Origin of the sequence: Klebsiella sp. M5al (assembly GCF_002090195.1) — a bacterium.
Classification (GTDB): domain Bacteria; phylum Pseudomonadota; class Gammaproteobacteria; order Enterobacterales; family Enterobacteriaceae; genus Klebsiella; species Klebsiella grimontii.
The window spans coordinates 1,453,118-1,471,250 of record NZ_CP020657.1 but is presented as its reverse complement, the minus strand read 5'-3'; the positions used below and the strand labels follow the sequence as shown (position 1 = coordinate 1,471,250).

19 protein-coding genes are annotated in these 18,133 nt (G+C 57.5%); 8 read left to right on the top strand and 11 right to left on the bottom strand.

Annotation, left to right across the window (positions count from 1 at the left end; genetic code table 11):
- Positions 1-27 precede the first annotated feature (27 nt).
- The 5 genes from glxR to allA all read right to left on the bottom strand — a co-directional run bounded on the left by glxR (position 28) and on the right by allA (position 5,056).
- Entirely contained in the window at positions 28-939 is a 912-nt protein-coding gene (glxR, locus tag BWI76_RS07000; protein ID WP_374754957.1) for a 2-hydroxy-3-oxopropionate reductase, read from the bottom strand.
- 64 nt (positions 940-1,003) lie between these two features.
- Positions 1,004-1,780 (bottom strand): hydroxypyruvate isomerase, encoded by a 777-nt coding sequence (gene hyi / locus BWI76_RS06995; protein WP_004137893.1) that lies wholly within the window; start codon positions 1,778-1,780, stop codon positions 1,004-1,006.
- Positions 1,781-1,793: 13 nt separating this feature from the next.
- Entirely contained in the window at positions 1,794-3,575 is a 1,782-nt protein-coding gene (gene gcl, locus BWI76_RS06990) for a glyoxylate carboligase (protein WP_049085207.1), read from the bottom strand.
- Positions 3,576-3,663: 88 nt separating this feature from the next.
- Positions 3,664-4,482 carry an HTH-type transcriptional repressor AllR gene (allR, locus tag BWI76_RS06985; protein WP_064371470.1) on the bottom strand — a complete coding sequence of 273 codons (819 nt, stop codon included), beginning with the start codon at positions 4,480-4,482 and terminating at the stop codon, positions 3,664-3,666.
- A 91-nt stretch (positions 4,483-4,573) separates the two neighbouring features.
- Positions 4,574-5,056 carry an ureidoglycolate lyase gene (gene allA / locus BWI76_RS06980; protein WP_004137898.1) on the bottom strand — a complete coding sequence of 161 codons (483 nt, stop codon included), beginning with the start codon at positions 5,054-5,056 and terminating at the stop codon, positions 4,574-4,576.
- A 210-nt stretch (positions 5,057-5,266) separates the two neighbouring features.
- Between allA and allS the strand changes: the two genes are divergently transcribed.
- Together allS and mnmH are read left to right on the top strand one after the other, a co-directional pair.
- Positions 5,267-6,190, top strand: coding sequence for an HTH-type transcriptional activator AllS (gene allS / locus BWI76_RS06975; RefSeq protein ID WP_004137900.1), 924 nt, complete (start codon positions 5,267-5,269; stop codon positions 6,188-6,190).
- Between the two features lie 87 nt (positions 6,191-6,277).
- Positions 6,278-7,363, top strand: a complete 1,086-nt coding sequence (gene mnmH / locus BWI76_RS06970; protein WP_049085243.1) for a tRNA 2-selenouridine(34) synthase MnmH — start codon at positions 6,278-6,280, stop codon at positions 7,361-7,363.
- 106 nt (positions 7,364-7,469) lie between these two features.
- Here the strand turns inward: mnmH and BWI76_RS06965 are convergent, their stop codons facing one another.
- Entirely contained in the window at positions 7,470-8,615 is a 1,146-nt protein-coding gene (locus tag BWI76_RS06965) for a porin (RefSeq protein ID WP_004130005.1), read from the bottom strand.
- 209 nt (positions 8,616-8,824) lie between these two features.
- On the opposite strand from BWI76_RS06965, the gene BWI76_RS06960 reads away from it, so the two are divergent.
- Positions 8,825-9,130, top strand: a complete 306-nt coding sequence (locus BWI76_RS06960) for a monooxygenase (protein WP_004137904.1) — start codon at positions 8,825-8,827, stop codon at positions 9,128-9,130.
- Between the two features lie 70 nt (positions 9,131-9,200).
- Here BWI76_RS06960 and ybbP read toward each other — a convergent pair whose 3' ends face one another.
- Both ybbP and ybbA read right to left on the bottom strand, forming a co-directional pair.
- Positions 9,201-11,618, bottom strand: coding sequence for a putative ABC transporter permease subunit YbbP (gene ybbP / locus BWI76_RS06955; protein WP_024359005.1), 2,418 nt, complete (start codon positions 11,616-11,618; stop codon positions 9,201-9,203).
- Complete coding sequence (gene ybbA, locus BWI76_RS06950) at positions 11,615-12,301, bottom strand: putative ABC transporter ATP-binding protein YbbA (protein WP_024359143.1); 687 nt, start codon at positions 12,299-12,301, stop codon at positions 11,615-11,617. The genes ybbP and ybbA overlap by 4 nt, the downstream gene beginning before the upstream one ends.
- On the opposite strand from ybbA, the gene tesA reads away from it, so the two are divergent.
- From tesA to BWI76_RS06935, 3 genes are all read left to right on the top strand, one after another.
- The gene (gene tesA, locus BWI76_RS06945) at positions 12,269-12,895 is read left to right on the top strand and encodes a multifunctional acyl-CoA thioesterase I/protease I/lysophospholipase L1 (RefSeq protein WP_098066568.1); all 627 of its coding nucleotides are present in this window, start codon (positions 12,269-12,271) and stop codon (positions 12,893-12,895) included. The two genes, ybbA and tesA, sit on opposite strands and share 33 nt — an antisense overlap.
- The gene (locus tag BWI76_RS06940) at positions 12,885-13,694 is read left to right on the top strand and encodes an SDR family oxidoreductase (RefSeq protein WP_162685301.1); all 810 of its coding nucleotides are present in this window, start codon (positions 12,885-12,887) and stop codon (positions 13,692-13,694) included. Before tesA ends, BWI76_RS06940 begins: the two co-directional genes overlap by 11 nt.
- 61 nt (positions 13,695-13,755) lie before the next feature.
- Positions 13,756-14,610, top strand: coding sequence for a co-chaperone YbbN (locus tag BWI76_RS06935; protein ID WP_004137910.1), 855 nt, complete (start codon positions 13,756-13,758; stop codon positions 14,608-14,610).
- Between the two features lie 96 nt (positions 14,611-14,706).
- On the opposite strand, the gene fetB is transcribed toward BWI76_RS06935, so the two are convergent.
- Positions 14,707-15,489: an iron efflux ABC transporter permease subunit FetB gene (fetB, locus tag BWI76_RS06930; protein ID WP_004129987.1), complete on the bottom strand. Its 783-nt coding sequence runs from the start codon at positions 15,487-15,489 to the stop codon at positions 14,707-14,709.
- Complete coding sequence (gene fetA, locus BWI76_RS06925) at positions 15,476-16,156, bottom strand: iron efflux ABC transporter ATP-binding subunit FetA (RefSeq protein WP_064371471.1); 681 nt, start codon at positions 16,154-16,156, stop codon at positions 15,476-15,478. The genes fetB and fetA overlap by 14 nt, the downstream gene beginning before the upstream one ends.
- A gap of 136 nt (positions 16,157-16,292) precedes the next feature.
- Between fetA and BWI76_RS06920 the strand changes: the two genes are divergently transcribed.
- Both BWI76_RS06920 and BWI76_RS06915 read left to right on the top strand, forming a co-directional pair.
- On the top strand, positions 16,293-17,210 hold the full coding sequence (locus tag BWI76_RS06920; RefSeq protein WP_024359008.1) for an SPFH domain-containing protein: 918 nt from the start codon (positions 16,293-16,295) through the stop codon (positions 17,208-17,210).
- Entirely contained in the window at positions 17,207-17,671 is a 465-nt protein-coding gene (locus BWI76_RS06915) for an NfeD family protein (protein ID WP_049085213.1), read from the top strand. Before BWI76_RS06920 ends, BWI76_RS06915 begins: the two co-directional genes overlap by 4 nt.
- On the opposite strand, the gene cueR is transcribed toward BWI76_RS06915, so the two are convergent.
- The gene (cueR, locus tag BWI76_RS06910) at positions 17,668-18,078 is read right to left on the bottom strand and encodes a Cu(I)-responsive transcriptional regulator (RefSeq protein ID WP_004129970.1); all 411 of its coding nucleotides are present in this window, start codon (positions 18,076-18,078) and stop codon (positions 17,668-17,670) included. The two genes, BWI76_RS06915 and cueR, sit on opposite strands and share 4 nt — an antisense overlap.
- Positions 18,079-18,133 lie beyond the last annotated feature (55 nt).

The window sequence follows — 18,133 nt, the reverse complement described above, 5'->3', positions numbered from 1 at the left end:
ACTGCCGGAATCGACAGCATTTTCTCATTACGATATTTTATGATTCGCCATTAATTCCAGCGCCTGAACTAAAGACGAGTGATCTAATTCGCTACCGCCGTTGGCGACGCAGGTATTAAATAGCTCCTGACAGGTTGCCGTATTCGGTAAATTAAGCGCCAGAGCTTTCGCGCTCTGCAATGCCAGATTAAGATCCTTCTGGTGCAGGGAAATTTTAAAGCCGGGATTAAAAGTCCGGTTCAACATTCTTTCGCCATGTACTTCCAGAATACGCGAGGAGGCGAAGCCGCCCATCAGCGCCTGACGAACGCGAGCGGGATCGGCTCCGGCTTTAGACGCGAAAACCAGCGCTTCGGAGACCGCTTCAATATTCAGCGCGACGATAATCTGATTGGCGACTTTACAGGTCTGACCGTCGCCGTTACCGCCGACGAGGGTGATGTTTTTACCCAGGATATCAAACAGCGGCTTCACGCGAGCAAACACGTTTTCGTCACCGCCGACCATAATCGAGAGCGTGCCTTCACGCGCGCCAATTTCGCCGCCGGATACCGGCGCATCGAGATAATCCGCGCCCAAATCCCGCACCTGCTGTGCAAAACGCTTGGTTTCAATCGGCGATATAGAACTCATATCAACGATGGTTTTGCCCTTCAGGGCCGCTTTGGCGCAGCCGTGTTCGCCAAACAACACGTCGGCAACCTGCGGGGTATCCGGGACCATGATAAAAATAATCTCGGACTGCTCCGCGACCTGCTCGGCGGTAGCCAGATGCTGCGCGCCCTGCTTGAGCAGTTCTTCAGCAACCGGACCGATGGTGGTCACGTGCAGCGCGTGGCCCGCTTTGGCAAGTCGGAGCGCCATCGGGGTGCCCATAATACCTAAACCAATAAATCCCAGTTTCATACGTTTCCTCTCAAAATTTCTGTTTCGATTTATTTGGGCAATAGTTATCCCTTCCCCGAAATGGAATAATAAATAGTGCCCAACGATAAATTAAAAATTAGCGGTAGCGATTAAACCATGTCAGGCCCGCTTCGGTGGTAGTCAGCGGTTTATATTCGCAGCCGACCCAGCCGTCATAATTTGACTTGTCGATAAATTTAAAAAGATAATCGTAATTAATTTCTCCGGTTCCCGGCTCTCCGCGCTCCGGGTTGTCGGCAATCTGTAAATGACCAATTCGGTTGGCATAAGTTTGCATCGTATGGGTTAATTCACCCTCCATGCGCTGCATATGATAAATATCGTACTGGATTTTCAGATTATCGCTGCCGACCTCATCAATGAGCGCTAGCGCCTGATGCGTGGTATTCAGATAGAACCCCGGCATATCGAAATAATTAATCGGCTCAATCAGCAGCAGAATCCCCTCCTGGGCCAGCGCGGCGGCGGCAAAACGTAAATTCGCCACCAGCGTGGCGCGAATATGATCTTCGCGATAGCCCACCGGGGTTTTACCGACCAGGCAGTTGATTTTACGATTGCCCAGCGCTTTGGCGTAGCGGACTGCGGCGTCAACGCCCTCGCGGAACTCCGCTTCGCGACCGGGAATACAGGCGATGCCGCGCTCCCCTGCCGCCCAGTCGCCAGCGGGTAAATTATGTAAGGTATGCTCCAGCCGGTTGTCGCTCAGCTTTTGCTTTAATACCTCGGGCGCATAGTCATACGGGAACATAAATTCAACGGCGCGAAAACCGCAGGCCGCCGCTTTATCAAAGCGCTCGAGAAAATCATATTCCTGAAATAACATCGAAAGATTGGCAGAAAAGCGCAACATAGGTTCACCTCATTTATTCATATTTCATAAAGCAGGTTTCGGTTGGCGCATCGATGGCGCTGTCGGCAACGTCTTCGAACTCCATGACGTTATCCAGCTCGCTGCCCATCGAGATATTGGTCACGCGCTCAAGGATCACTTCCACCACCACCGGCACGCGATACTCTTTCATCCACGCTTTCGCCTGTTCAAATGCGGGCGCGATATCTTCAGGTTTAAAGACGCGAATCGCTTTACAGCCGAGACCTTCGGCGACCTTCACGTGATCGACGCCGTAGCCGTTCACTTCGCTGGAGTTGATATTTTCAAACGCCAGCTGGACGCAGTAATCCATATCGAACGCGCGCTGCGACTGACGAATTAAACCCAGATAGGCGTTGTTCACCAGTACGTGGACGTAAGGAATATTGAACTGCGCGCCTACCGCCAGCTCTTCAATCAGGAACTGGAAGTCGAAGTCGCCGGAGATCGCCACCACGTTACGCTCGGGGTCGGCGGCGCAAACGCCCAGCGCGGCGGGCAGCGTCCAGCCCAGCGGCCCCGCCTGGCCGCAGTTGATCCAGTGGCGGTCTTTAAATACGTGCAGCATCTGCGCGGCGGCGATTTGCGACAGACCGATGGTGGTGACGTAGCACACGTCGCGGCCAAAGGCTTTGTTCATCTCTTCATAAACGCGCTGCGGTTTGACCGGCACGTTATCGAAGTGGGTTTTACGCAGCAGCGTGCGTTTGCGCTCCTGACACTCGGCAACCCAGCGCTCGCGGCGAGGCAGGCGGCCCTCTTTTTGCATCTGCTGCGCGATATCCACCAGTTGGGTCAACGCCGCTTTCGCATCGGAGACAATCCCTAAATCCGGGCACAGCACGCGGCCAATCTGCGTCGGTTCGATATCGATATGGATGATTTTGCGGCCTGCGGTGTACTTCTCGACCGAACCGGTATGACGGTTGGCAAAGCGGTTGCCAATACCGAACACAAGGTCGGAGGCCAGCAGCGTGGCGTTGCCGTAGCGGTGCGCGGTTTGTAAGCCGACCATACCGGCCATCAGCTCGTGGTCGTCCGGGATACAGCCCCAGCCCATCAGCGTCGGGATCACCGGCACATGGGTGATTTCGGCAAATTGCTGCAACAGCGCCGCGGCATCGGCGTTAATTACCCCGCCGCCGGCGACTATCACCGGGCGTTCGGCCATCAGCAACATCGCCAGCGCGCGTTCAATCTGCGGGCGCGTGGCAACAGGTTTATACGCCGGGAGCGGCGCATACAGCTCAGGATCAAATTCGATTTCCGCGACCTGGACATCATAAGGCAGGTCGATTAGAACCGGTCCCGGTCTGCCGGAGCGCATCAGATGGAAAGCCTGTTGCAGCACGCCCGGCACCAGCGCCGCTTCGCGCACGGTCACCGCCATCTTAGTGACGGGCTTAGCAATGGACTCTATATCGACCGCCTGGAAATCTTCTTTATGCAGACGCGCGCGCGGCGCCTGGCCGGTGATGCACAAAATAGGAACGGAGTCAGCGGAGGCGGAGTACAGCGCGGTGATCATATCCGTTCCCGCCGGGCCCGATGTTCCCAGGCATACGCCGATATTGCCGGCCGTGGCCCGCGTATAACCTTCCGCCATATGCGACGCGCCTTCCACGTGACGCGCCAGAATATGACGGATCCCGCCGTGCTTGCGCATCGCCGAATAGAACGGGTTAATCGCCGCGCCGGGCACGCCAAATGCGGTGGTAATCCCTTCTTTTTCCAGTACATACATTGCCGCGTCGACGGCTCTCATTTTTGCCATTTTTTACTACCTCGCTATATTGGAAAAATTTTCCAAATTTGAAAAAAGCCAAAAAAGTCCCGCTCCGCAGAGCGGGTCGGTTCGGCTATCAATCAGCCTGGGGTTTGAGTCCCAGCGCGGTGCTGATATTCCTTGCCGTCTCCCTTACCAGCTCTCCCTGGCTGATAAAACGATCCGGGGTTAAGCGGGACGCCGGCCCGGAAATCGAAATCGCCGCGACCACGGACCCCACATCATCGTAAACCGCTGAAGCAATACAGTTTAATCCTGTCACGTGCTCCTCCTGGTCAATGCTGTAGCCGCAGGCTCGCGCTTCATCCAGATTCCGCTGCAGGACCGGCAAATCGACGATCGTCGCCGGCGTAAACCGCTGTAGTCCGGTCTTCACAATGACATCCACCAGCTCTTCCGCCGACAGCGGATACAGCAGCGCTTTCCCGGCGCCTGAAGCATGCAGTGGTAGTCGGCTGCCGAGCGGCGCGCACATCCTCACCATCGACTTGCACTCCTGCTGGCCAATCAGCACCGCTTCGTTGCCGTTGCGAATCGCCACGTTGACGGTCTCGCCCGACATCAGCATCAGCCGGCGCATAAAGGGTCCGCCGACGGATAAAACATCCCGGTTGTGGATGTACGCCGAACCGATATTGAATGCGCCAAGTCCGATGTGCCACCAGCCTAACTGCGCGTCCTGATACACAAAATCCGCGCCTTCCAGCACCTTGAGCAGACGAAAGGTGGTCGACAACGGTAAGTCCAGATTCAGGGAAATATCGCTGATCGACGAGCTGCCGCCGCTCTTTTCAAGGTATTGCAGTATCGCGATCCCTCTCTCCAGCGCCTGGGCGCCTTTTTGCGCGGAAGGCTCCTGCTGGCCCGGCCTTCCCCGCCTTCTCACTTCTGTCATACCTCGATTATCTCCGGCTCAAAACCTGAGCATAAATAGTGTGTAAGCGCCCACATGTTATGCAAGATAATCGATAGCGTCACGTGCAACCTCACGCAAAGCTCAACTCCACGGTCGGGATCTCTACCACATCGCAGTTATCTTTTCCGCCGCGATCGACGGTTAAAAAATCGGTTTCACTCTGCCAGGCAAACAGCGGGTGATGCCAGACGTTACGATGGTAATTGACCCCCTGACGGCCATTGGAGATAAACGCGCGCAGCGTGGTCATGTCCGGTTGATCGCCTCCTGCCGCGACCACCACGACAAAGGCTTCACCGTTCATCGGCACAAACGCCTGGGTGCCCAGCGGATGACGTTCCAGCTCGGTGACCACAATCGGTAGCGCCGCCGGCTGGGCGCGGTTAATGCTGATCAGCGTGCGCTCCTGCTGCAGGGTTTCCACCATCGCCAGATCGTGAAAACGCTGGACTTTGCCATCGTTGATGTGGAAAAAATCCTGTCCTTCCGTTTCGATAACGTCCCCATAGGGGCGGAAGGCTTCGCGCGTCAGCGGCAATACTTCTAGCTTCATTGCATATTCCTTAGTCATTAAAAACCGTTCCCCTCCTCATACCTTGAGGGTAAGAGATGTACCGGTCAATTCATGGCCATCTCAAAGTGGTATCAACTATAAGTTGGAATAATTTTCCAAAACCTGATTTAAGCCACATAATTGAAATGGTTATTATGAAAAAATACTTAAAAATCATGGGGGAATTATTAAATTACGAGGAATGAGGCGATGCTAGACCCCGAAACACTACGTACCTTTGTCAGCGTAGCGGAGAGCGGCAGCTTCTCCAGAGCGGCGGAAAAACTCTATAAAACAACCGCCACTATTAGCTATCGCATCAAATTACTGGAAGATAACACCGGCGTCGCGCTCTTTTCCCGCACCACGCGCAGCGTACTGCTGACCCCGGCCGGGATGCACCTGCTGGCGCAGGCCAGAGAATGGCTTGGCTGGATTGACAGTATGCCCGGAGAGCTACAGCAGATAAACGACGGCGTGGAGCGCCAGGTCAATATTGTAGTAAATAACCTGATGTATGACCCGCAGGCCATCGCCCGGCTGCTGGCCTGGCTCAGCCAACGTTACCCCTTTACGCAGTTTCATTTTTCGCGACAAATTTATATGGGCGTCTGGGATACGCTTCTGCACGATGACTTTTCGCTGGCGATCGGCGTTACCGGCACCGAACCGTTAGGCGAAAATATTGCGGTCACCCCGCTGGGCGAAGTGTCCTGGCTGTTCGTGATGTCGCCGCATCACCCGCTCGGCCAGCAAAGCGATCCGCTATCGGAGGCCCAGCTACGTCGCTATCCTGCGGTCAATATTGAGGACAGCGCCCGGAGATTGACCAAGCGCGTCGCCTGGCGTCTGCCGGGGCAAAAAGAGATTGTGGTTCCCGATATCGAAACTAAAATCGCGGCGCATATCGCCGGCGTCGGTATCGGCTTTTTACCCGAGCCGCTGTGCCAGCCGCTTATCGCTCGCGGTGAGCTGATCGCCCGACAGATCCCGGCGATGCGTCCCCCCTCTCCTCTGAGCCTCGCCTGGCGCAAAGATCATCATGGTAAAGCGGTGCAGGATATCGCCTCGCTGTTCGTCCATTCGGCCCCGGAAATCCAGGGATTCCTGACACTATTCAGCGATACACCGTGAAAAATCAATTCAGCCTACCGCTCACCGCGTACAATAGGAGGATTATCGCGTCGAGCGACGCGTCTGGATGGCTTAACGGTTTAAATGATGCAATTAGTCCCACAGAATATTCGGCAGATCCTCGCCAGCGATACGCCGCTGATTGACGTACGCGCCCCGATTGAATTCAGGCAAAGCGCCATGCCCGCGGCGGTCAACCTGCCGCTGATGAACGACGACGAACGCGCCGCCGTCGGCACCTGCTATAAACGTCAGGGGCCGGAAGCCGCTCTCGCGCTGGGTCATCAGTTGGTCAGCGGCGAGATTCGCGCCAGCCGCCTCGCCGCCTGGAAAGAAGCCTGCGCGCGTTATCCCGAGGGCTACCTGTGCTGCGCCCGCGGCGGCCAGCGTTCGCATATCGTGCAGCAGTGGCTGAATGACGCAGGCGTGGATTACCCGCTGATTACCGGCGGCTATAAAGCGCTGCGCCAGGCGGCTATTCAGCTGACCGAAGAGCTGGTGCAGCGCCCTATCGTGCTGATTGGCGGCTGTACCGGTAACGGTAAAACCCAGCTGGTCTGCGCCCAGCCCGACGGCATCGATCTCGAGGGCCTCGCCCACCATCGCGGCTCTTCATTTGGCCGTACCCTGCAGGAGCAGTATCAGCAGGCAACCTTTGAAAATCATCTTGCCGTGGCGATGCTCAAAAAGTCAGAGCGGCAGACGCGCTGGGTGCTGGAAGATGAGGGGCATATGATCGGCGCCAATCACCTGCCGGAATGTATGCGTATTCGCATGGCGCAGTCGCCGCTGGCGGTAGTGGAAGATCCGTTTGAGATCCGTCTTGAACGGCTGCGCGAGGAGTATTTTACCCGGATGCATCGCGATTTCCTGGCGGCCTACGGCGAAGAGCAAGGCTGGCGGGCATATAGCGAATATCTGCACCACGGCCTGTTCGCTATCCGCCGCCGCCTCGGGTTACAGCGTTTTGCCCAGCTCACTGCCAGGCTTGATGAAGCCCTGCTGGAGCAGCAGCGCAGCGCCAGCACCGAAGCCCACTTCAGCTGGCTGGTTCCCCTGCTGAACGAGTATTACGACCCAATGTACCGCTACCAGCTCGGCAAAAAAGCGGAGAAGATTATTTTTCGCGGCAGCTGGCAGGACGTCGCCGCCTGGCTGGCGCAGGCGCAGTAGTCACATCCTCCCTTGTCCCGGCTTGCGGCGTAAACGCCTTAGCCGGGCTACGGGTCCGCAAACGGCGAGCCCCGGAAGCGCAGCGCCGCCGGGGAAGTGTTTCAGCTTAGAAGTCGTAGCGCAGACGCACCAGGTTCATATCGCCCAGGTTGTCGGTGCTTGACGTGAAGACGTGTTCGTAGTCAACGCGGAAACCGTAATCCAGTTGGAAGCTCACGCCGACGCCGTTATCAATCCGCTGATAGTTGCGGCCGTTCACGTACTGCAGGCGGTCGCCCATAAAGTACGGCTGAATAGATTTCACCGCATACTGACCAATCGGGAATTTATAACCGGCAAAGTACTCAATACCCCAGGCATCGCCCGCGAAGTAGTTATGAACATCGGTTTTTTTGGTGGTCAGGAAGTTCTGATACCAGCCGCCGCCGAAGGAGAAGGTCCAGTTATCCGGCGTCCAGCTTAGGGCGGTACCGACGATATTCTGGTCGTATGATTTGCTGTCTGAACTCGAGGGGTTACGCATATCGGCGCGGGTATAGTTCCACGCGGCACCCCAGGTCAAATCCTTCATAATGTGGTAATCGGCGCCGATGGAGCCACCGCCTTTACGCTTGTAGCGCAGGCCGTTGCCCGGCAGATATTCGCTGTCTTCGAATAAGTAAGAAGCGTAGAGATCGACATCGCCAACGGTTTTCTTGTATTTCAGCATATTGCGTGAGCGATAGGAACCATCGTAGTCACCGTTGATGCCGTTACCCGGCGCCTGGCCTATCATGTCGTAATCCCAGATATCGGTTTTTACCCCGACCACGTCGTAATAAACGCTGTTCTGCTGACCGTAGGTTAACGTCCCCCAGGTATCGCTTTTCAGGCCGGTATAGAGCATACGGCGGCTGGTGTTATTCGCGCCTTCGGCATAGTGGTTATCCCAGTCGAAAAGCGCCGGAATATTGACGCCCAGCTCGTAGTAGCTGATCCAGCTAATATCATCGAACAGATAGTAGTCGGCGGCGAAGCGGAAACGGGTGCCGCCATCGAAACCGTTACGTTTATAAGAGCCTTTGTCTCCGTCGCCGGACATCATATTGAACTGGGGACGGATGCTCCCGCCGACGGTGAAGTTAAGCCGGCTTAACGGATCGCCCGCCTGCGGATCTTGTTTTAAAAGCGTAATTTCCGCCTGGGATGCAAAAGAGGTTAACGCCAGGGCTGCGCCGATCGTTATCGCCAGCGCTTTTATTTTATGTGCCATACTTTTTCCTTGATTAATAAGCAACCTTATATTTGCCAGTTGAATATTAACTGCGATTGAGTATGACGTGTTGTTGAGTTTTTAATGTTTCGTGCGGTTAAAAATCAGTGACTTACCATTTTGTGCCGTTAAAAAAACAGTGGTTATCTTTTCATCGCCATGTCATTAAAATGGTCTATTACCGCGCAAACTTCATCCATGGAGGAACTATGTCGAAAAAACTACTGCAGCTGCACTTTGCCTTTAATGGCCCCTTCGGCAGCGAGATGTCCCGTCAGCTCGTGGAACTGGCCGAGTCTATCAATCAGGAACCGGGGTTTATCTGGAAGATCTGGACGGAAAGCGAAAAGGATCAGGAAGCGGGCGGGATCTATCTTTTTGAGAATGAAGAAACCGCGCTCGCTTATCTCAACAAGCATACCGCACGCCTGAAATCTCTCGGCGTGGATGACGTTATCTGCAAAATCTTCGACGTCAACGAGCCGCTCACCGTCTTGAACCACGGTCATCTGTAATAGCCACTCTCATCCGTACCGGCCCCCCCCGGGTTGCGGCTGACGCCTTACCCGGGCTACATCACTCACGCTATCCCTGACTAAACTGGCGGAACAGCGCCTTCCCTTTCAGCAAACGCAGCCCCAGCCAGCCGCCGCACAGCGACAGCAGTATCGCCCCGCACAGCGGCAGCATCACCCATAGCCGCCAGTCCGGAGACCACGGGAAGTCAAAGATTTTGCTTTGCAGCAGCGCCAGCGCTACCTCTGCGCCAATCGCCGCCACCACGCCTGACACCACGCCCAGCAGGGCGAACTCCGCCCACAGCGTGGTGCGCAGCAGAGACTTACCGGCCCCCAGCGTGCGCCAGACCACCAGTTCCTGATAACGCTGGCGCATCCCGACCTGCACCTGCGCCAACAGCAGCAACACGCCGCAGGCGGTGACCAGAATCACCATCACCTCAAGGGCGCGGCTTACCTGTGTCAGCACCTGGCCAATCTGCTGCAAAATCGCGCCGATATCCAGCAGGCTGACGGTGGGGAATTCGCGGTTGAGCTGCGTTAGCATCCCGTTGCCGTTATCCCAGCGGAAGCTGGTGAGCCAGCTTTGCGGCTGCCCGTCGAGCGCCCCCTGCGGGAAGATAAAGAAGAAGTTTGGCCGCAGGCTCTCCCAGTCAACTTTGCGCACGCTGGACACTTTCGCGCTAAAGTCCTGGGTATCCCCGGTAAACGTCACGCTATCGCCGAGCTTGACGCCCAGCCGCTGCGCCAGCCCCTCTTCAATCGAGACCTCGCCCGCTTTCGGCGGCCAGGTTCCGGCCACCAGCGGATTATGATCAGGCCGCTCGCGGCTCCAGGTGAGGTTAAGCTCGCGGTTCAGGGCTTCATCTTTATTGCCTTCCGTCGCCTGGCCGTTGATTTGCGTCAGGCGGGCGCGCACGATGGGATAGAACTCGGTGGCGCGGGTCTGATGTTCGGCAAGGAAGGTTTTCACCGGCACCACCTGCTCCGGGGCGATGTTGATCAGAAAGTAGTTAGGACTTTCCGGCGGCAGCTGCTGCTGCCAGCGATCGAGCAGATCGCCGCGCAGCACCAGCAGCAGGGCCAGCAGCATAAACGACAGCGAAAAGGCCGCCAGCTGGCTCAGGGTCGACCACGGCTGACGCAGCAGACGATTCACCGCCAGGCGCAGCGGCAGCGCTTTTAACGTCAAACGCTTCAGCAGCCACAGAACGCCCCATCCCGCCAGGCCGCACACCAGCGCCAGCACCACGGCGCCCGCCAGCACCGCCCATAGCAGAGGGCTGCCGCCCATCAGCAGCGCCAGCAGCGCCACCACGACCAAGCACACCACGGGAATATAGAACTTAAGCGGCCAGACATTAGCAACAACATCCTGGCGCAGCACTCGCAGCGGCAGGGTCGCCAGCAGCAGTCGATAGGGTCGCAGCCCGACCAGCAGGGAAATCACCACCATCGCGCCGATCGCCCACAGCCACGGCCAGCCGCTCGCCGCCGGCAACGCCGCCGGGAGCACCGGTTTAAGCATCACCAGCAGAATATTTTCTAGCCCAACGCCCATCGCCCCGCCGGCAACCACCGCCATCGCCAGCAGCATCAGCCACTGGCCGACAATCAGCTTGCGCAGCTGCGCCCGCCCGGCGCCGAGGGTTTTGAGGATCGCCACCAGATCGTAACGGCTGCGGCAGTAATGGCTCATCGCCACCGCCACCGCGGCGACCGCCAGCAGCAGCGTTAACAACGCCGACAGCAGTAAAAACTGCTGCGAGCGTTCCAGCGATTTGCCCAGCGCGCTGTCGTCCTGCTCCAGGCCGATCCAGCGATGTTCCGGCCCCAGCTTCGGCAGCAGCCATTTTTCATAATCCGCCAGCTGCTGCGGGGTTCCGGCGAACTTATAGCGCCAGGAAACGCGGCTGCCTGGCTGTACCGCGCCGGTTTTCGCCACGTCGGCGGTGTTCATCATCAGCCGCGGCGCCATCTGGAAGGGGTTAAAGCCGGCATCCGGCTCCTGAATCACCTCGCCGGCAATGCGCAGCGTAGCGTCGCCGACATCAATAGTGTCGCCGGTTTTCAGATTCAGCAGCGCCATTAATCGCGGCGCCAGCAGCACGGTCCCGGCGTGCGGCTTCAGCCCCGGCGGCTGGGTCTGCAGCTGACCATACAGCGGATAACGCTCGTCAACCGCTTTGACGTCCGCCAGCTGCGGCGTATCGCCGGAAAAGGTCATGGTGGCGAAGCCCAGCTGTTCGCCGACGGTTAAGCCAAGGCGACGCGCTTCGTCAATCCATGCGCCAGGGACTTCGCGTGAGCTGCGCAGCGTGCGGTCGCCAGCCATAAATTCCCGGCTCTGCTGGCTGAGTCCTTTCTCCATGCGGTCGCTTATCGAGCCCAGCGCCAGCACGCAGGCCACCGCCAGGCTTAGCGCCAGCCAGACAATCAGCAGCGACGGCGAGCGCCATTCGCGCCAGAACCAGCGGGCAATCATGCTTCCTCCCGCAGCTGGCCATCTACCAGCCGCAGCCGCCGGTCGCAGCGCGCCGCCAGCAGCGGATCGTGGGTGACGAGGATCAGCGTGGTGCCGTGCTCGCGGTTAAGCGAAAACAGCAGATCGGCAATTTTATCTCCGGTATGACGGTCGAGGTTGCCGGTGGGTTCATCGGCAAACAGCAGCTCCGGGCGGCCGTTAAACGCGCGCGCCAGCGCGACCCGCTGCTGCTCGCCGCCGGAAAGCTGCACCGGCAGGTGATGCAGGCGTTTACCCAGCCCCAGCTGCTCCAGCAGGGCCCGGGCGCTGCCGCGGCTCTGGCTGTCGCTTTCGCCGCGCAGCAGCGCCGGAAGCTCGACGTTTTCCAGCGCATTGAGGGTGGGTATCAGCATAAAGGATTGAAACACAAAGCCGACATGCTTTGCGCGCAGCTTCGCCCGCGCCTCTTCGTCCATCTGATGCAGCGGCTTGCCAAGCAGCGAGACTTCTCCACTGCTGCCGTCGTCCAGCCCGGCCAGGATCGCCAGCAGCGTCGATTTACCGGACCCCGACTCGCCAATCAGGGCGATGGTTTGCCCTTGTTTGACAACCAGCTCAACTCCGGTAAGGATGGACAGCTGATGCTCACCCTGACCGACGGATTTCTTAAGATGATGAACTTCAAGTATGTTTTCCGCTGGCATTTGCCTTTCCTGTTTCTGGTCCTGTTTACCTGCCGCGCGATGGCGGCCGACACGCTGTTGGTTCTCGGCGACAGTCTGAGCGCCGGTTATCGTATGGCGGGCAATACCGCCTGGCCTGCGCTGCTTAACGATAAGTGGCAGACCAAAACGCCGGTGGTGAACGCCAGCATCAGCGGCGATACCTCGCAGCAGGGGCTGGCAAGGCTTCCGGCGCTGCTTAAGCAGCACCAGCCGCGCTGGGTGCTGGTGGAGCTCGGCGGTAACGATGGACTGCGCGGTTTCCCCCCGCAGCAGACGGAGCAGACGCTGCGTACCATTCTTGAGCATATCAAAGCGGCGAATGCCCAGCCGCTGCTGATGCAAATTCGCCTGCCCGCCAACTATGGCCGCCGTTATAATGAAGCCTTTAGCGCAATCTATCCGGCACTGGCCAAAGAGTTTGATATTCCTCTGCTGCCCTTTTTTATGGAAGAGGTTTATCTGAAACCGCAGTGGATGCAGGACGATGGAATTCACCCCAATCGAGACGCCCAGCCGTTTATCGCCGACTGGATGGCGACGCGTTTGGCTCCCTTAGTTAATCATGACTCCTGATAACAGCGAGTCATTCGCAGGTAAAGTTATGCAAAAATCGGTTTTAGTTACAGGATGTTCCAGCGGAATTGGTCTTGAAAGCGCCCTGGATTTAAAGCGCCAGGGCTTTAACGTGCTGGCCGCCTGCCGCAAAGCAGAAGATGTCGCGCGGATGCACGAACTGGGGCTGAGCGGTGTTCTGTTGGATCTTGACGATCCGCAGAGCGTTGAACGCGCCGCCGCCGAGGTGATTGCCCTGACCGATAACCGCCTGTATGGCCTGTTTAACAACGCGGGCTACGGCGTCTACGGCCCGCTGCCGACCATCAGCCGCCAGCAGATGGAGCAGCAGTTTTCCGCCAACTTTTTCGGCGCCCATCAGCTAACGATGCTGCTGCTTCCGGCCATGGAGCCGCACGGTGAGGGGCGTATCGTGATGACCTCATCGGTGATGGGGATCATCTCCAGCCCCGGCCGTGGCGCCTATGCCGCGAGTAAATACGCGCTGGAGGCCTGGTCCGACGCGCTGCGCATGGAGCTGCGCCACAGCGGTATTAAGGTCAGCCTGATTGAGCCGGGCCCCATCCGCACCCGTTTCACCAACAACGTTAACCAGACCCAGGCCGATAAGCCGGTGGAAAACCCCGGCATTGCCGCCCGCTTTACTCTCGGACCGGAAGCCGTGGTGGAAAAAGTGCGCCATGCTTTTGTCAGCGATAAACCGAAGCTGCGCTACCCGGTAACCCTGGTGACGCACGCGGTCGCCCTGCTGAAACGCCTGCTGCCGACCCGCGCGATGGACAAAATTATCCAGGGCTAAGTTGAAGCGCCTGCCGTCGCCCCCATATATCTATACAAGTATCGACTAAAGAGACTCGCTCATGTCCGCACAGAATATTGTCAATATTACCGAAGCTAACCTACACCAGACGCTGCAGCAGTCCGCAGCGACGCCGGTGCTGTTCTATTTCTGGTCCGCGCGCAGCCAACATTGCGAGCAGCTGACGCCGGTGCTGGAGAGCCTGGCCGCCCAGTACAACGGTCTGTTTACCCTTGCTAAGGTTGACTGCGATGCCGAACAAATGCTGGCTTCGCAGTTTGGCTTGCGCGCTATCCCTACGGTTTACCTGTTCCAGAACGGTCAGCCGGTCGACGGCTTCGAAGGCCCGCAGCCGGAAGAAGCGGTGCGCGCGCTGCTGGATAAGTTCCTGCCGCGCGAAGAGGAACTCAAGGCGCAGCAGGCGCTGGCGCTGATGGAGGAAGAGAACTACGCCGAAGCCCTGCCGCTGCTGAAAGACGCCTGGCAGCTGTCGAACCAGGAGAGCCAGATTGGCCTGCTGCTGGCGGAAACGCTGATTGCCCTGCACCGTTCCGATGAAGCGGAAACCGTGCTGAAAGCCGTGCCGCTGCAGGATCAGGATACCCGCTATCAGGGGCTGGTGGCGCAGATCGAGCTGCTGAAAAAAGCCGCCGACACGCCGGAAATTCAGCAGCTGCAGCAGCAGGTAGAGCAGAACCCGCAAGACGCGGCGCTGGCCTCCCAGCTGGCATTACAGCTGCATCAGGTAGGGCGTAACGAAGAGGCGCTGGCGCTGCTGTTCAGCCATCTACAAAAAGATTTAGGCGCCGGAAACGGCGAAGTGCGCAAGATGCTCCAGGAGATCCTCTCCGCGTTGGGCACCGGCGACGCGCTGGCCGCGAAGTACCGCCGCCAGCTCTACTCTCTGCTTTATTAATCGCAAAAAACCCGGCTCGCGCTGCGCGTAGCCGGACTACAGACTGGATGATCTTGTAGCCCGGGTAAGGCGTTTACGCCGCAACCCGGGAAACGCTTACGCCCGTTTTTTCAGCTGCGTCACCACCAGCTGATGGCGAGCGTTAAAGAACTTCAGGTAGGTCAGATACCCGGCGATAATCGTTGACAGACTGGCGGTAGAGAGCAGCATGAACGTCACCATAATCTGATACTTAATCGCTTTTACCGGATCAATCCCGGCGAAAATCAGCCCCGACATCATCCCCGGCAGGCTCACCAACCCTACCGTTTTCGCCGAATCCACCGTCGGGATCAGCGCGGCGCGAATGCTATCGCGGATCAGCCTCGCGGAAGCCATCTTCGGCGTTGCGCCCAGGCTCAGCTTCTCCTGAATCTGCTGCTGCTCGCTGCTAAACCGCTGCCCCATATTGTTGTAGCACAGCCCGACCGCCACCATCGCGTTGCCGGCCACCATCCCGGCGATTGGAATGACCTGCATCGGCACAAAAGCAATCGACCCGGAAAAAACCAGCACCGCCAGGGTTAACCCGGCGCCGGTGGTTATCGCGATAAATGAAGAAACAAAGGCTTTATCGATATATTTGCTGCGTTTTTTCGCATTCCACGCCGCGTTAAAGCAGATAAACAGCACCATCAGCAGCGTCAGCACGGCGTGATTAACGTTAAAGATATATTTCAGCACGTAGCCGACGATGATCAGCTGCACAATCGCCCGGCAGATACTCCAGATAATATCTTTTTCCAGCGCCAGCTTTTCCCGGTAGCTGACCACAATCGCCACCAGCACCAGAACCATGGATAACGCCAGCGACTCGTTGGTAATATTATGCCCGTTCATTTTTTTGCTCCTCCTGCGCTTTGCCGCCGGCAGGCTGGAGCGTAATCACTTCATCCGCATGGGCAATTTCATTGCTATCGTGAGTGACCCACAGAACGGCGATATTTTTTTCGCTCGCATAGCGGTGAATAATCTCATTCACATTTTTTTTATTGCTCTCGTCCAGCGCGCTGGTTATTTCATCGAGCAGCAGCACCTGCGGTAAAAACTGCAGATTGCGAATCAATGAAACGCGCTGCTTTTCCCCGCCAGACAGCTCGTTAATGGATTTTTCCAGCGTATTTTTCGCCAGACCGAAGCGGGCAAGATCGGCCACCAGCGCCTTAGGATCCGGCTGTTTTTGACGGATCTTCCACGGGAAGATCAGGTTGTCATACACCGAATCGCCGAACAGCGCCGGGGTTTGCGCGCAGTAGGAAACCTGCTGGCGATAGGTTTCCGGCGTTAAGTCATTAATATCTTTACCGGCGAAGAAAATGCTCCCCGAGGTGGGGCTTTGCAGCGAAGCGATTATTTTTAATAACGTGCTTTTTCCGCAGCCGGAAGGGCCGGTAATCAGCTTAAATTCCCCTGCTCTGAGCTGAAAATTAATCTCATTAAGGATGGTCACCCCATCGGCCTGAAAACCCACGTTCTCCAGGCGCAAAATAGCGTTACTTTCGGTCATTATTATTCCCAGTTTTTCGACAACGCCTCTAGTTTACTCCACTTTTCTTTCACCCGGATGCGCGGAAAGATATACTCTGGTTAAACGCGCGCCGCTCTTCCGGCGCATCAACAGGCAACAAGACAGGAGGTTTTTGATGCTGATTTTTATCCCCATTCTTATTTTCGTCGCGCTGGTTATCGTCGGAGCGGCGGTAAAAATTGTTCCTCAGGGCTACCAGTGGACGGTAGAGCGCTTTGGCCGCTATACGCAAACGCTGCAGCCGGGTATGAGCCTGGTGGTGCCCTTTATGGATCGTATCGGGCGCAAAATTAATATGATGGAGCAGGTGCTCGATATCCCTTCGCAGGAGGTGATTTCGCGCGATAACGCCAACGTCACCATTGATGCGGTGTGCTTTATTCAGGTCATCGACGCGCCGAAGGCCGCCTATGAAGTCAGCAACCTCGAGCTGGCGATCATCAACCTGACCATGACTAATATTCGTACCGTGCTGGGCTCCATGGAGCTGGACGAAATGCTCTCCCAGCGCGACAGCATCAACACCCGCCTGCTGCATATCGTCGATGAAGCGACCAACCCGTGGGGGATCAAAATTACCCGCGTTGAGATCCGCGATGTGCGTCCGCCAGCGGAGCTTATCGCCTCAATGAACGCCCAGATGAAAGCCGAGCGAACCAAGCGCGCCTATATTCTTGAGGCCGAAGGGATACGTCAGGCGGAAATTTTAAAAGCCGAGGGCGAGAAGCAGTCGCAGATCCTCAAAGCCGAAGGCGAGCGTCAGTCGGCGTTTTTACAGGCAGAGGCGCGCGAACGTTCCGCGGAAGCGGAAGCGCGCGCCACGCAGATGGTCTCATCCGCTATCGCCTCCGGCGACATTCAGGCCATCAACTACTTTGTCGCGCAGAAATATACCGATGCGCTGCAGCAAATTGGCGCGGCCAGCAACAGTAAAGTGGTGCTGATGCCGCTCGACGCCAGCAGCCTGATGGGCTCCATCGCCGGGATCGGCGAGCTGCTTAAAGAAGGCGCCGGCGCGCAGAAAAAATCATGATCGCGCTGATTCTCGCCCACCCGCATATTTTCTGGCTCAGCCTCGGCGGGCTGCTGCTGGCGGCGGAAATGCTCGGCGGCAACGGTTATCTGCTGTGGAGCGGCATTGCCGGCGTCGTAACCGGGCTGCTGGTCTGGATGCTGCCGCTGAGCTGGGAGTGGCAGGGTACGCTGTTTGCCGTCCTGACTCTGCTGGCGGCCTGGCTATGGTCGCGCTGGCTGCGTAACCGCGTTAAGCGCCAGAAGCCGGCGGACGCTCAGCTTAATCAGCGCGGGCAGCAGCTGCTTGGCCGCCGCTTTACGCTGGAAACGGCGCTGGTTAACGGTCGCGGACACGTCCGCGTGGGCGATAGTTCATGGCCGGTCATTGCCGATGAAGACCTCGCGGCGGGCAGCAAGATTGAAGTGGTCGCCGTTGAGGGGATTACCCTGCGGGTCAGGGAGCTCCCCGCCGGGCGTTAAGCCTGCGCTTTGCGGTGACAGCAGCCCGAAAGATTATCGATGATCGGGCAATCCGCGCTGTCATCGCCGGGGCAGGAGTCCGCCAGCGCCAGCAGATGCGCGCGCATCCCCTGCAGCTCGCTGATATGGCGCTCAATGTCCGCCACTTTCTCCAGCGTCCGGCGTTTCACGTCAGCACTGTGCCGCGACGGATCGTTAAACAGAAATATCAGCTCACGGCACTCTTCCAGATTAAACCCCACCTGGCGCGCCTGGCGCAGCAGGGTCAGTTCATCCAGATGCTGCTGGCTGTAGCTGCGGTAGCCATTTTCGCTACGCAGCGGCGGCGTCACCAGCCCCTTCTCTTCGTAAAAACGGATCGCTTTACTGGTTAAACCGGTTTTTTTCGCCACATCGCTAATATTCATCTTTCCCCCTTGACCTTCCCCTTGCTGGAAGGTTTAACCTTGCTAATACTCGATG